Source organism: Clostridioides sp. ZZV14-6009 (assembly GCF_020658095.1).
Lineage (GTDB): Bacteria > Bacillota > Clostridia > Peptostreptococcales > Peptostreptococcaceae > Clostridioides.
This window is the reverse complement of record NZ_JAGWDG010000002.1, coordinates 186,147-200,079: the sequence shown is the minus strand read 5'-3', so window position 1 is coordinate 200,079 and position 13,933 is coordinate 186,147. Positions and strand designations below refer to the sequence as shown.

Sequence of the window (13,933 nt, the reverse complement as noted above, 5' to 3'; positions counted from 1 at the left end):
AGTACTTTGAAATTTTGGAATATAAAAAAATACACTAGACATATATAAAAAAGATACTATAATAGATGATGTAATAGATGACAGTTCAAGAAATTCTATGAAAAAATTTGCTTGAAATATTATCTATTACATCAGTAATAATATATATATAAGTAAGTTTTTAAAATTCTAAGGATTTAGAAGAATTGAAGGGAGAAAGAAATGAGTGAAGTTAAGAATACCCTACAGAAACATCCAGCTTTAAGATATTTAACAATGCTACTGGGGATGTTGATGACATCTATAGGAATAAATGGGTTCTTAAGACCAGCACATCTATTAAGTGGAGGTGCTACAGGTATAGCAACATCTATAAACTATTTGACAAATATCAATGTGGGTCTATTAACATTTTTAATCAATATTCCAATATTTATTTTAGGTTTTATATACCTAGAAAAGGAATTTTGTATTTCAAGTTTATTCAATATGATTGTATTTTCATTATTATTAGGTGCAACTCAGGAAGTAAGTAATATCATACCTATCAATGATATATTACTTCAAAGTGTGTATGGAGGTGTATTATCTGGTTTAGGAGTTGGTATTGTATTTAGAACTAGGTCTTCTCAAGGTGGTACAGACATCATAGCTGCAATACTGAAAATTAAGAAAAATATAGAAATGAAAGATACTGCTTTAGCAATCAATGGTTTAATAGTACTTACAGGAAGTTTTTTATTTGGTTTAGATTTAGCATTATATACTCTCATAGGATTATTTCTAAATGCATATTCAATGAATTTTATTAAAGATGCAATGAATTATCAAAAATCTGTTATGGTAATGTCAACTCAAGTCGATTTAATAGCAGAAGACATAATGAGAAGTTTAGTTAGAGGTGTAACTTTCTTGGATGCAGAGGGTGCATACACTCATCAAAAAAAGAAGATTATATATACAATAGTTTCATCAAATGAGATACCAAAGATAAAGGATATAGCTTTAAAATATGATAAAAAAGCATTTATATCTGTAAATGATGTTACAGAGGTAAAAGGAAGAGGATTTAAAGCAAAAGACTTATAAACTATAAAAATATAAGCTGAGGGTTTGTAATATGTAAATTTATATATTATAGTCCTCAGCTTCATTTATTTTAAAATATAATAAACTATGGCTTATTTACTATTTGTGTATCACTTTCAAAGAGATTATTTTAAAATTAAAATTGAAAAAATTACTCAATGTGTAGAAAACATGACCAATATTAGGATATAATAAATTTAATAGATTTAATAAAATATCTATGAATAACGTTGGAGGAATGGCATTATGAATTTATCTAAAGAATATGTTGATTTGTATGATAATTATTTAAAATATATAAATGAAGTAAACAAAGAGATTAGAAGCATAAAAAATATGAAAAAACGTGTTTTAAAAAAAGGTGATTTTGCATCAGAAAGTGAAGTCTTGGAATTAGAAGGAAAAACAATTCGAGATATAGATGATGTAGACACAAAAAAGCCAAAAAATAAAATATATAAATTTTCTAATGGAGATGTATATGTAGGAAAGTTTTTAGAAGGAAAGATGGAAGGTCAAGGTTCATATACTTTTTTTGTGGATGAAGGAACTGATATGGAGTACATAGGAGAGTTTAAACAAGATAAAAAAAATGGAAAAGGAAATTTTGTATTTTCAAACGGTAATGAGTATATAGGTTATTTTGAGGAAGACATGATGAATGGCATTGGGAATATGCTCTATAACAGTAAAGATGAATATATTGGAACTTGGAAGAATGGCAAAAAAGATGGAAAAGGCATCTATAAATGGAATGATGGATGTATATATGCAGGAGAATTTAAAGGTGGAAAGATGGAGGGATATGGTATTTGTTATAATAGTGAAGGAGAAATACTTTATGAAGGAGAATGGAAAAATAATTTGATTCATGGAAAAGGAACTTACATATGGGCAAAAGGAAAGAAATATGTAGGAGAATTTATGCATGGTAAAAAGCATGGCCAAGGTACTTTTTATCTAAATAATGAATTAGTTTATGAAGGAACTTGGAAATTTGATAAGCCATCTATCTTTGACAGAACTTTAGATGAAATATTTTCATTAAGATTGTAGCTTTATCTATTAATAGGTAAAGCTTTTTTATAATACTTATTAAATAAAAAAAATATAAACAGATGTTAATAGGATTTAATCAGTATATATTATCATTATTAATACATGATAATGTATATATTAGAAATTTTTAGTGAAGTTTTTTAAAGGAGGAATATATTGAAAAAATTAATTGCTTTAGTATTAGTAATACTTATTGTTTTATTTTATAGTCCTGAATTATTGAGAGAAGTAGATGATTTGAAAGAAGAATTTTTTCAAAGCGAAATATGGAGTGAGTTTTTAGATAAAATAAACTTAGGTGATAATTCAAAGAAAAAGGAAGATGAGAAAAATCAAAACTCACAACCAGATGATAATGGAGAGAATAATTTAAACGAGACTAATATAAAAAATTTTGAAAAACTAAATTTAGGAGAAAACTTAACTCAAGTTTTAGCTAATATTGGAAAGCCTGGCAGAATTGATACTAGTGAATATGGATTTGACTGGTATGTATACAACCAATATGGAAAAGATTTTGCAATGGTTGGTATTGAAAGTGATGAGGTAGTTGCACTTTACAGCAACTCTATGGACTCATGTGAAAATCAAGATATAAAAATAAATCAAGATAGACAGACAGTGAGAAACAAGATTACGCCATTAAAATATAAGAAAAAAGGAAATACTAGATATATAATAAATTCAGAAAATCAATATGATATAATAAGTAAGGGAGGTAAATATATTACAATTTTCTATGATATTCATGAAAAAAATAGAGTTTGTTCATATTTAATAATTGATAAAACTACAGAAGATGAGTTCAAAGAATTATATCCAACCGATAAAGAAGAGCTTAAAAAATGTTTTGAATTTGAAATTATAGACCTTGTAAACAGTGTTAGAAATCAAAGAGGATTGAATTCACTAAGATATAGTGAACAAGCTACTTTAAGTTCAAGAAAACACAGTGAAGATATGAGAGATAATAATTTTTTTGACCATATAAACAAAAAAGATGAAACTCCATTTGATAGAATGAAAAGAGAAGGAATAATATATACCTCAGCAGGAGAAAACATAGCAGCAGGACAGATTAATGCAATATATGCACATGAAGCTTGGATGAATTCAGAAGGACATAGAAAAAATATTTTGGGGAATTATAATAATATTGGAGTTGGAGTAATATTTGGAGGAAGTTATAAAACGTATTACACTCAAAATTTTTATAAATAACTAAAATATTTGAAAGGAAGTTTAAAAATGACACCAGGGAAAAAAAAGACAATATTTAAGTGCTTAATAGCAGTAGTCTTGTTTTGTGGAATAATACTAATAGCCAATTTTAGTAAGGTTTCTGCTTTAATGACGGACACAAATGAAAATATTTTAATTAAACATGGTTCAAGGGAAAAGAAACTAATAGCAATTACCTTTGATGATGGACCTCATCCTAAAGAAACTAGTCAAGTCTTAGATGTGTTAAAGAAGTATAACGTAAAGGCTACTTTTTTTATAGCTGGAAAACATGCACAGTGGTATAAAGAACCATTGGTAAGAGCAAGTAAAGAAGGGCATGAAATAGGAAATCATACTTTTAATCATCCTGATATAAGCAATTTAACTTCTAGTCAAATTGAAGAAGAGATTGTTAAGTGTGAAGAAATTTTAAAGAAAGTTACTGGAAAGAAACCTACATTATTTAGACCACCATTTGGGAGTTACAGAGAAAAGGATTTATTAGAAATTGCAAAAAAGCATGATTATAAAGTAGTTTTATGGACAGGAGTAGATGTGAAGGATTGGAAAAATCCTGGAGCTAATAGTATCGCAGATAAAATAATTAATAAAGTACAAAATGGAGATATAATACTTTTACATGACTATGCAACTAATGATACAGTTAAAGCTTTGGACATGTTTATTCCAAAGATGATAGAAAAAGGCTTTAAGTTTGTTACAGTTTCTGAATTAATGAAATAATTTTTTTTGGGGGGGAGATTTATAGTATGATTCTCATGATAGACAATTATGATTCTTTTGTATATAACTTAGTACAATATATAGAAGAATTGGGGGAAACAGTTATAGTAAAAAGAAACAACGAAATAACATTAAGAGGTATTGAAGAACTAAATCCAGAGGTAATTGTGTTATCTCCAGGTCCATGTTCTCCAAAAGAAGCTGGGATTTGTATAGATATTGTTGAATATTTTAAAGGTAAGAAGCCTATACTAGGAATTTGTTTAGGGCACCAAACTATTGGACATGTTTTTGGGGGTAATATAATAAAAGCACAACAGCCTGTTCATGGAAAAGTATATAGTATAAACCATATTAATAAGGGAGTTTTTAGTGGTCTTAAAAATCCTTTAAATGTTACTAGGTATCATTCGCTTATAATTGATTCTGATACAGTTCCAGAAGAACTTGAAGTTACTGCAACAACAAATATAGGTGAAGTAATGGGAATTAGACATAAGAAGTATTTAATAGAAGGAGTACAATTTCATCCAGAAGCTATTTTATCAGAGTATGGTCATGAAATGCTGAAAAACTTTATAAAAGAAGCTAGGGAAAGGATGGATATATAAGATGATAAGAGAAATAAAAACTAAATTAAATTCTTTTGAGATATTTACTATTTTTAGAAATGAAAATGATAGTTTTATATTAGATAGTGCTATGGACAAAGAAAAATTAGGAAGATATTCTTTTATAAGTAGCCAGCCATTTAAAGTATTAAGATATAAAAATACTGATGAAAATCCATTAGAAAATTTGAAAAAAGAATTAGATAAATATAAAGTTATAAATAAAACTAATTTGCCATTTATAGGTGGAGCTGTAGGATATTTGTCTTATGATTTGGGAAATTATATAGAAAAATTACCTAGAACTGCTATAGATGATATTGAGATACCTGATATGTATTTTGGATTTTATAACCATGTTATAGTAATAGACCATTTAAAGGAAAAAACTTACATAGCTACTCCAGATATAGATATAAAAGTAGAAGAAAAAATAATAGCTGATATAGAAGAAAAAATATTAAGAGAAGAGAAAAAAGGAATAGATAGTATATGTTATCAGGAAAAAGATGTAAAACCTATTCAACTTAAATCTAATTTTACAAAGGAAGAATTTAAAAATGCAGTTGAAAATGTTAGAGAGTACATAAAACAAGGTGACATATATCAAGCTAACTTGACACAAAGGTTTAGTGGGGAAACAGAACTGACAAGTTTTGAGTTATATCGAGATTTAAGAAGATTTAGTCCAGCACCATTTGGAGCATTTTTAAATTTTGAAGAAGCACATATCTTATCAAATTCTCCAGAGAGATTTATAAGATGTATTGATAAAAAAATAGAGGCAAGACCAATAAAAGGCACTCGACCAAGAGGTAAAAATAAGGAAGAAGATTTAAAGCTTCAAGAGGAGCTTAAAAATAGTGAAAAAGATAGAGCAGAGCTACTTATGATAGTGGATTTAGAAAGAAATGATATTGGTAGAATATCTAAAACTGGAAGTGTCAAAGTTCCAGAGTTGTTTGTAATTGAACCTTATGCAAATGTAAACCATCTGGTTTCAACAGTTGTAGGGCAACTAAAAGATGATAAGGATGCTACTGATATAATAAAAGCAACTTTTCCAGGTGGTTCTATAACAGGAGCACCTAAAATTAGAGCAATGGAAATTATAGATGAACTGGAACCAACACAGAGAAATGTATATACTGGTTCAATTGGGTATATAGGTTTTAATGGTGATATGGATTTTAATATAGCAATTAGAACTATAATAAAAAAAGATAAAAAAGTATATTTTCAAGTTGGAGGAGGTATGACTTGGGATTCTGACCCAGATGAAGAATACCAAGAAACACTAGATAAAGCAAAATCTATAATGAAAGCCTTGAGGGGATATTATGAAGAATAATTTAAGCTTTAATAGTAGCTTGAGTAAATTTGGAATTGGGTTATTTGAGACTATTAAAGTTAAAGATGGTATAGCTATAGATTTAAATACACATATAGATAGGATGCTTAATTCGATAACATGTTTGGATTTGAATATAAATTATGAAAAGCGATTCCTAATAGATGAAATTGTTAAATACATAGAAAAAGAAAATATTATTAATAAAGCACTTAGGATTACCGTTTTTGATGAAGGTTACAATATATCTATTAGAGAAATTCCATACAATAAAGAAACATATAATAAAGGTTTGAAATTGACTATATCGCCTATAGTCAGGGGTGATAGCCTAATCTATAGACATAAGACTACTAATTATTTTGAAAATATTTATACTAAAGATATTGCAAATAAGAATGGATACAATGATGGGATATTTATAAATTCAGATGGTGTGATTTTAGAGTGTTCTATGAGCAATATATTCTTTATAAGAGGAAGTAAAGTATATACACCAAGTAGTAAATTACCAATTTTAAATGGAACAATAAAAAAAAGGATTATAAAGATTTGTGACGAATTACATATAGAGTTGGTGGAAAATGAAATTAATATATCAGAAATTAGTAGTTTTGATTTTGTTTTTGTCACAAATAGTCTTATGGGAGCAATGAAAGTTACAGAAATTGACAAGACAGAATTTAACAAAGAAAATGTTATTTTTAATAAAATAATAGAGTGTTTGTAATAAATTAAAATATTAACAATTTATTGGAGATAAGAGATGGTAAGTCATACTTATAAAGTATATAGTGAAAATATAAAAAAAATAATAGACAATCCAAACACATTAGCAGTATTTCTAGTGGGTTCTAGTAAAGATGTAGATTTTAGTTTTTATGATTTAGAAATTAATGATATTGATGTATTTGTTTTTGTAAAAGAAGGGGAAAAACAAGAGCGAGTACTGTTTGAACAAAAGGGAATAGAATTTGATATAAATTATTTTTCAAAAGATGGTGTAAAAAAATTATTATCAGATAGAGAGTACTTCTTTGTGAAAGAGATGAAAGATGCTAAGGTTCTCTTTGATATGGAGAATATATCCGATACCATAAAAGATATAAGTAGAGATATTTACTTAAAGGGTCCTAGTAAATTATCTTTAGAAGAAAAGTCTTTTTTGAAACAAGATATTGGAACAAAGATATCAAAGTTGAAAAATAAAGAAAAATTTGATGTTTTTGAATATCATTTTTTGACGAATTTATATTTAAAAGATATAATAATTGGGTACTTTAATATAAATGATAAATGGGTACCAAAAGATAAAAAATTGCTAAAAGTTTTGAAAAAAGAAAATAATGAACTTTTTAACCTAGTATCAAAGGTAAGTGAAAATTATGACTATCAAAAACTTTTAGATGTTTATAATTATATTTTTAAAGAAATTGAGACAAAAAAGATTATAAAATTAATCTTCTAGTCACGAGTCAATGGGGGGAGTTTAAATGAATAAAGTAGATAAAGAAAAAATACAACATGCAGTAAGAGAAATATTAGAAGCAATTGGTGAAGACCCAGATAGAGAAGGTCTAATAGAGACTCCAAATAGAGTTGCTAGAATGTATGAAGAGATATTCTCTGGTCTTAGTGAAGAACCAAGAGACCACTTAAAAGTTCTTTTTGCAGATGAAAAGCATGAAGAATTAGTATTAGTAAAAGATATTCCATTTTATTCATGCTGTGAGCATCATTTAGTTCCTTTTTTTGGAAAGGCACATATCGCTTATTTACCAAAAGGTGGAAGACTTACAGGGCTTTCTAAGCTTGCTAGAGTAATAGATACATTAGCAAAAAGACCTCAACTACAAGAAAGAATTACTAAAAATGCGGCAGACATAATAATGGAAGAGTTGCAGCCATATGGTGTTTTAGTAGTAGTAGAAGCTGAACATATGTGTATGACAATGAGAGGTGTAAAAAAACCTGGTTCAAAAACTGTTACATCAGCGGTTAGAGGTATATTTGAAAAAGATATTGCATCAAGAGCTGAAGCTATGAGTTTAATTACTATGAAGTAGTGAATTATTGTAGATAATAATCGCTTGATAAGATATAAATTTTAATTTAAGGGAGTGTCATTAACTGTGTTTGATTATGGTAAAAGAACTTATATAATGGGTATATTAAATGTAACTCCAGATAGTTTTTCAGATGGAGGAGACTTTAGTAATTTAGACATAGCAATAAAACATGCAAAAGAAATGGTTGAACAAGGTGCTGATATAATTGACTTAGGTGGTGAATCTACACGTCCAGGTCATATCTATGTGGATTCGGAGGAAGAACTAAGAAGAGTAATCCCTGTGATAAAAAAACTTAAAAAAGAATTAGATATACCAATATCAATAGATACTTACAAGGCAGATGTTGCAGAAGAAGCCCTAAAATTAGGTGTCACTATGGTAAATGATGTTTGGGGTCTTAGAAAAGATAAGAATATGGCTTCTGTAGTGGGAAAATATGATGCAGAAGTATGTATAATGCATAATCAAGATGGGACAAACTATGACAAAGATATAATGGAGTCAATAAAAGACTTCTTTAAAGAGAGCATAAAAATGGCAATAGGCTGTGGAGTAAAAAAAGAAAAAATAGTTCTTGATCCAGGGATAGGGTTTGGGAAGACATTTGAGCAAAATATAGAAGTATTAAGAAGATTAAAAGAATTAAAAGAATTAGACTATCCTATTTTACTTGGTACATCTCGAAAATCAGTAATAGGAAAAGTACTTCCAGTTGAACCTAAAAAGAGATTGGAAGGCACAATAGCTACTACTGTACTTGGAATAAGAGATGGTGTAGATATAGTTAGAGTGCATGATGTTTATGAAAATTTAATGGCAGCTAAAATGACTGATGCAATATATAGAAAGTAGGTGTAGTATGATGGATAAAATATTACTTAGTAATCTAGGATTCTATGGATATCATGGTGTGCTTAAAGAAGAAAATTTTCTAGGTCAGAAATTTTTTGTCGACATGGAACTTTATGTTGATTCAAGAGAAGCAGGACTTAGTGATGATATAAATAAATCTGTAAACTATGCTGAAGTTTATAGTGTTGTTAAGGATATTACAGAAAATAAACAATTTAATCTTTTGGAGGCTTTGGCAGAGAATATTGCTGAAGAAGTCCTAAATAAATTTAACCTTGTAAATGGAGTTATGGTTAGAGTTAGAAAGCCAGAAGCTCCTGTAAATGGAATTTATGACTACTTTGGTGTTGAGATAAGGAGAACAAGAGATGAATAAGGCTTATTTGGGAATAGGGACTAATATGGGCAATAGATTTGATAATTTATCAAAAGCATGTGAACTTTTGAGAGATAGTGATTCTATATATGAAGTAAAAGAATCAAAATTATATGAAACAAAGCCATGGGGATATACAGAACAAGCAGATTTTCTTAATATGTGTGTAGAGATAGAAACAGAGTTTGAACCTTATGAGTTGTTAGAATATTGTCAAAAAATAGAGGAAGAATTGCATAGAGAGAGAATAGTACATTGGGGTCCAAGAACTATCGATGTAGATATACTATTTTTTAATGATGTAGTTTTAACTGATGAAAGATTACTAATACCACATCCAAGGATTCAAGATAGAGCTTTTGTTTTGATACCACTTATGGATTTGAATGAGGAACTTTTAATAAATAAAAAATCAATAAAAGAATATTTAAACCTCCTATCTGCTAAAGAAATAGAAGAAGTAAAGGAGCTTGTAGGTTATGAGAAAAAACCTATTTAATGATAATTCAAAGATAGTGATAAATACAAATAATAAAAAAATAACTGTAAAAGAAGATAAACTTGTAATAGCTGGACCATGTGCAATAGAAAGTTATGAGCAACTTTTAAAGACTGCTAAATTTGTAAAAAGTCATGGTGCAAATATTTTAAGAGGAGGAGCATATAAGCCAAGAACATCACCAAACTCATTTCAAGGATTAAAAAAAGAAGGTCTTGAAATATTAAAAGCAGTTAAAGAAGAGGTTGGTATAGCTGTTATTACAGAACTTATGGACATAAGAGATATGGATGAATTATATAGTGTCAGTGATATAATTCAAATTGGCTCAAGAAATATGCAAAACTTTACTCTTTTAAGTGAAGTCGGAAAACAGAATAAGCCTGTTATGTTAAAAAGAGGAATCGCATCAACAATTACTGAATGGATAGGTGCAGCAGAATATATAGCAATAGAAGGAAATAGTAATATTATAATGTGTGAGAGAGGTATAAGAACATACAATGATTATACTAGAAATACATTAGACCTAGCTGCTGTACCGATTATTCAAAAAGAAACGGGACTTCCTGTTGTAGTAGACCCAAGTCATGCTACTGGAGTTAGATATTTAGTAAAACCTATGTCAATGGCATCACTTGCATGTGGAGCAGATGGAATAATGATAGAAGTTCATCCAGACCCAGAAAATGCTCTATCAGATGGGATTCAATCTCTCTGCTTTGATGAATTTGAAGATTTGATGAAATCAATTAGTGTTTATTAAAAAGAGGCAAGAGCCTCTTTTTTATTCGTGATAGTTTTTGATGTGAATTTATAAGATAATAGATATATAATTTAATAGTTAGAATATTTGATATAAATAAAAATTTAATATTGATGGAATTAACATAAAAAATAAAAATTTTTTGATTAATAAGAAGGATATCAATAAAAAAAGTCGAATTCTGTATATTGAGTGATTGACAAATTTAGAATATAGTGTAGAATAGAAATGTTAACACAAAAAATTACACCAGAAGGTGATAATATGAATGATATAAAAGACATTATTGAAGAAATAAAAGCTAGATGTGATATAGCAAGTATAATATCTGAATATATGAGTATAAAACAATCTGGAGCTAATTATAAAGGATTATGTCCATTTCATGGGGAAAAAACTCCATCTTTTTATATAAATACGTCAAAACAAATTTATAAGTGTTTTGGTTGTGGTGAAGGTGGAGATGTGATAAATTTTGTCATGAAAATGGAAAATTTAGATTTTATGGATGCTGTAAAAATTTTAGCAAATAAATGCGGTATAGAAATTAATACCAACATGAATGAAGAAACTAGAATGAAAATAGAGAAATCTAAAAAGTTTCAAGATATTCATACAGAAGCTGCTAGATTTTATCTTTCAAACTTATTAGGAAGTAAAAATCTTGGGTATGAATATTTAAGGATTAGAGGGCTAGATGATAAAATAATTAAAAAGTTTGGTCTAGGATTTTCTTTGGATTCATGGAATTCTCTTATGAATACTCTTATTAATAAAGGGTATACAAAACAAGATTTACTGGAGTGCGGTCTAATTGCAAGAAATAGAGATGGAACTAATTGCTATGATAAATTTAGAAATAGAGTTATGTTTCCTATATTTGATTATAGAGGAAACATAATTGGATTTGGAGGAAGAGTACTAGATGATTCTTTACCAAAATACTTAAATTCTCCAGACACATTAATTTTCAATAAAAAACAAAATTTATATGGATTAAATTTTGCTAGAAAAAATTTAGATAATAAAACTATAGTCTTAGTTGAAGGATATATGGATTTAATTTCACTTTATCAGTATGGTATAAGAAATGTAGTAGCAACCCTTGGAACAGCCTTGACTGAACAACAAGGTATTTTAATAAAAAGATATGCGGATACTGCTATTATATCTTATGACTCTGATGAAGCTGGAATAAAAGCGACTTTAAGAGCTATAGATATACTTATTAAATTAGGTATTACTGTAAAAGTTTTGGATTTGAAAGATTCTAAAGACCCAGATGAATTTGTAAGAAAATACGGACTTAGTGATTATAAAAAGGCAATGGATGTTTCTACTCACTACATAAAATATAAAATAGATCATCTTAAAAAAGAATTCAATATTCAAAAAGATGAAGAACGAGTGAAGTTTGCAAAAGAAGCTTCTAAGATTATAAAACAATTGACAAGTCCTGTAGAAATTGATTTTTATACAAAATATTTAAGCAATAAAATAGATATTAATGTCGAGTCTATAAAAAGGGAAGTATATGGTAAAAACTACAATAAACCATATAATAACAAAAACCAGAAAAAGATAGAAGAAAAAGTAATTGAAAAAGTCGAAGTTAGACAAGATGGAAAACAATTAGTTGAAGAAACTCTAATAAAAATAATGTTAGAAGACAAAAAAATTAGAGAAATAGCGTTACTTAAGGTAGAAGAAAGTGATTTTTTATTGGATGAAAGTAAAGAAATTTTAAATTACATGATTAAAAATCAAGAATTGGACAAAATAACTATTGACAAATTGAAAAGTTTAAACATATCCGAAGAATACTTAAAAGAATTAAATTCAATTTCTTTGAATAGTATAAACTTAGAGAGCACAAAAGAAATAGAAGGAATAATAACAAATATCAGAAAGAACTCATTAGAAGAACAAATTAATAACTTGTTGAAAGAACAACAAGAATTAGAAAATAATAATGATATGAAAGAGGTAGATGGTAAAGTTATGGAAATTGCTTTAAAAATAGTTGAGATAAATAAAATTTTAAAAAGCTTGTAGAGAAAGGAGGTTTGAGTGTGGAAAATAAGTCGAATAAAAAAGAGTTAAAAAAAGTTACCGCTAAGACATTAATAGAAAAAGGAAAAAAGCAAGGTTCATTGACGCTTGCAGAAATAATGGAAGCTTTTTCTGAAACTGAACTTGATAAGGATCAGGTAGAAAATCTTTATGAAACTTTAGGTAATTTGGGAATAGAAATAACAGAAACAAAGAACTATAAAGCTGATATAGACTTTTCGGCTACTGATGACGATTTAAATATGAGCCACATAGATGAAGATGCAGAAGTAATTTCACATGAGGACTCTTCTGCAATAGAAATAGAAACTGTGGATTTATCATTACCAAAAGGGATAAGTATAGATGACCCTGTTAGAATGTACTTAAAAGAAATAGGAAAAATTCCTCTACTTAAGCCACATGAAGAGGTAGAATTTGCTAGAAGAATGCATGAAGGCGATGAGATAGCAAAGCAAAGATTAGTTGAAGCGAACTTAAGACTAGTTGTAAGTATAGCAAAAAGATATGTAGGTAGAGGTATGCTTTTCTTAGACTTAATACAAGAAGGAAATTTAGGTCTTATAAAAGCTGTTGAAAAATTTGATTATACAAAGGGCTACAAGTTTAGTACTTATGCAACATGGTGGATAAGACAAGCTATAACACGTGCTATAGCAGACCAAGCTAGAACTATAAGAATACCAGTGCATATGGTAGAGACTATAAATAAATTAATAAGAGTATCAAGACAACTGCTTCAAGAACTTGGAAGAGACCCAAAACCAGAAGAAATTGCAAAAGAAATGGAAATGACAGAAGATAAAGTAAGAGAGATAATGAAAATAGCTCAAGACCCAGTGTCTTTAGAAACTCCAATAGGCGAAGAAGAGGACAGTCATTTAGGAGACTTTATTCCAGATGATGATGCACCAGCTCCAGCTGAGGCAGCAGCATATTCTCTACTTAAAGAACAAATAGAAGATGTCCTTGGCTCATTAAATGATAGAGAGCAAAAAGTATTAAAACTTAGATTTGGTCTTGAAGATGGAAGAGCTAGAACTCTTGAAGAGGTTGGAAAAGAGTTTGATGTAACTAGAGAAAGAATAAGACAAATAGAAGCAAAAGCACTAAGAAAATTAAGACATCCAAGTAGATCAAAAAAACTTAGAGATTATTTAGATTAAAAAGATACATCATTAATGTTTTTGTAATAAAGGCCATGGGATAAGTGATATCTCATGGCTATTTTGTGGTAG

Annotated in this window: 15 protein-coding genes; all 15 read left to right on the top strand. The window is 28.4% G+C overall.

Annotation, left to right across the window (positions count from 1 at the left end):
* Positions 1-201 precede the first annotated feature (201 nt).
* The 15 genes from KGF36_RS04250 (at position 202) to rpoD (ending at position 13,861) form a co-directional block, all read left to right on the top strand.
* On the top strand, positions 202-1,068 hold the full coding sequence (locus tag KGF36_RS04250) for a YitT family protein (RefSeq protein ID WP_227827305.1): 867 nt from the start codon (positions 202-204) through the stop codon (positions 1,066-1,068).
* 246 nt (positions 1,069-1,314) lie between these two features.
* Positions 1,315-2,124, top strand: a complete 810-nt coding sequence (locus KGF36_RS04245) for an MORN repeat-containing protein (protein WP_227827306.1) — start codon at positions 1,315-1,317, stop codon at positions 2,122-2,124.
* Between the two features lie 159 nt (positions 2,125-2,283).
* The gene (locus KGF36_RS04240; protein WP_227827307.1) at positions 2,284-3,348 is read left to right on the top strand and encodes a CAP domain-containing protein; all 1,065 of its coding nucleotides are present in this window, start codon (positions 2,284-2,286) and stop codon (positions 3,346-3,348) included.
* A gap of 27 nt (positions 3,349-3,375) precedes the next feature.
* A complete protein-coding gene (locus KGF36_RS04235; protein ID WP_227827308.1) occupies positions 3,376-4,095 on the top strand; it encodes a polysaccharide deacetylase family protein in 720 nt (239 codons plus the stop codon).
* Between the two features lie 26 nt (positions 4,096-4,121).
* Positions 4,122-4,706, top strand: a complete 585-nt coding sequence (locus KGF36_RS04230) for an anthranilate synthase component II (protein ID WP_227827309.1) — start codon at positions 4,122-4,124, stop codon at positions 4,704-4,706.
* A 1-nt stretch (position 4,707) separates the two neighbouring features.
* Positions 4,708-6,057 carry an aminodeoxychorismate synthase component I gene (pabB, locus tag KGF36_RS04225; protein WP_227854565.1) on the top strand — a complete coding sequence of 450 codons (1,350 nt, stop codon included), beginning with the start codon at positions 4,708-4,710 and terminating at the stop codon, positions 6,055-6,057.
* Complete coding sequence (locus tag KGF36_RS04220) at positions 6,047-6,787, top strand: aminotransferase class IV (RefSeq protein ID WP_227827311.1); 741 nt, start codon at positions 6,047-6,049, stop codon at positions 6,785-6,787. The genes pabB and KGF36_RS04220 overlap by 11 nt, the downstream gene beginning before the upstream one ends.
* Before the next feature lie 36 nt (positions 6,788-6,823).
* A complete protein-coding gene (locus tag KGF36_RS04215) occupies positions 6,824-7,525 on the top strand; it encodes a hypothetical protein (protein ID WP_227827312.1) in 702 nt (233 codons plus the stop codon).
* Positions 7,526-7,550: 25 nt separating this feature from the next.
* Positions 7,551-8,123, top strand: a complete 573-nt coding sequence (folE, locus tag KGF36_RS04210; protein WP_003429416.1) for a GTP cyclohydrolase I FolE — start codon at positions 7,551-7,553, stop codon at positions 8,121-8,123.
* A gap of 66 nt (positions 8,124-8,189) precedes the next feature.
* Positions 8,190-8,981: a dihydropteroate synthase gene (gene folP, locus KGF36_RS04205; protein WP_227827313.1), complete on the top strand. Its 792-nt coding sequence runs from the start codon at positions 8,190-8,192 to the stop codon at positions 8,979-8,981.
* Between the two features lie 10 nt (positions 8,982-8,991).
* Positions 8,992-9,357 carry a dihydroneopterin aldolase gene (gene folB / locus KGF36_RS04200; RefSeq protein ID WP_227432804.1) on the top strand — a complete coding sequence of 122 codons (366 nt, stop codon included), beginning with the start codon at positions 8,992-8,994 and terminating at the stop codon, positions 9,355-9,357.
* Positions 9,350-9,856 (top strand): 2-amino-4-hydroxy-6-hydroxymethyldihydropteridine diphosphokinase, encoded by a 507-nt coding sequence (gene folK / locus KGF36_RS04195; RefSeq protein ID WP_227827314.1) that lies wholly within the window; start codon positions 9,350-9,352, stop codon positions 9,854-9,856. The genes folB and folK overlap by 8 nt, the downstream gene beginning before the upstream one ends.
* Entirely contained in the window at positions 9,837-10,622 is a 786-nt protein-coding gene (gene aroF / locus KGF36_RS04190; protein WP_227827315.1) for a 3-deoxy-7-phosphoheptulonate synthase, read from the top strand. Before folK ends, aroF begins: the two co-directional genes overlap by 20 nt.
* 228 nt (positions 10,623-10,850) lie before the next feature.
* Entirely contained in the window at positions 10,851-12,677 is a 1,827-nt protein-coding gene (dnaG, locus tag KGF36_RS04185) for a DNA primase (RefSeq protein WP_227827316.1), read from the top strand.
* Between the two features lie 17 nt (positions 12,678-12,694).
* Positions 12,695-13,861: an RNA polymerase sigma factor RpoD gene (rpoD, locus tag KGF36_RS04180; protein WP_227432810.1), complete on the top strand. Its 1,167-nt coding sequence runs from the start codon at positions 12,695-12,697 to the stop codon at positions 13,859-13,861.
* Positions 13,862-13,933: the final 72 nt, after the last annotated feature.

Bases quoted from the DNA above. Each gene is read 5' to 3' on its own strand.
- KGF36_RS04250 (WP_227827305.1), top strand. From the start codon at position 202: ATGAGTGAAGTTAAGAATACCCTACAGAAACATCCAGCTTTAAGATAT.
- KGF36_RS04245 (WP_227827306.1), top strand. From the start codon at position 1,315: ATGAATTTATCTAAAGAATATGTTGATTTGTATGATAATTATTTAAAA.
- KGF36_RS04235 (WP_227827308.1), top strand. From the start codon at position 3,376: ATGACACCAGGGAAAAAAAAGACAATATTTAAGTGCTTAATAGCAGTA.
- KGF36_RS04230 (WP_227827309.1), top strand. From the start codon at position 4,122: ATGATTCTCATGATAGACAATTATGATTCTTTTGTATATAACTTAGTA.
- pabB (WP_227854565.1), top strand. From the start codon at position 4,708: ATGATAAGAGAAATAAAAACTAAATTAAATTCTTTTGAGATATTTACT.
- KGF36_RS04220 (WP_227827311.1), top strand. From the start codon at position 6,047: ATGAAGAATAATTTAAGCTTTAATAGTAGCTTGAGTAAATTTGGAATT.
- KGF36_RS04215 (WP_227827312.1), top strand. From the start codon at position 6,824: ATGGTAAGTCATACTTATAAAGTATATAGTGAAAATATAAAAAAAATA.
- folE (WP_003429416.1), top strand. From the start codon at position 7,551: ATGAATAAAGTAGATAAAGAAAAAATACAACATGCAGTAAGAGAAATA.
- folB (WP_227432804.1), top strand. From the start codon at position 8,992: ATGGATAAAATATTACTTAGTAATCTAGGATTCTATGGATATCATGGT.
- folK (WP_227827314.1), top strand. From the start codon at position 9,350: ATGAATAAGGCTTATTTGGGAATAGGGACTAATATGGGCAATAGATTT.
- aroF (WP_227827315.1), top strand. From the start codon at position 9,837: ATGAGAAAAAACCTATTTAATGATAATTCAAAGATAGTGATAAATACA.
- dnaG (WP_227827316.1), top strand. From the start codon at position 10,851: ATGTTAACACAAAAAATTACACCAGAAGGTGATAATATGAATGATATA.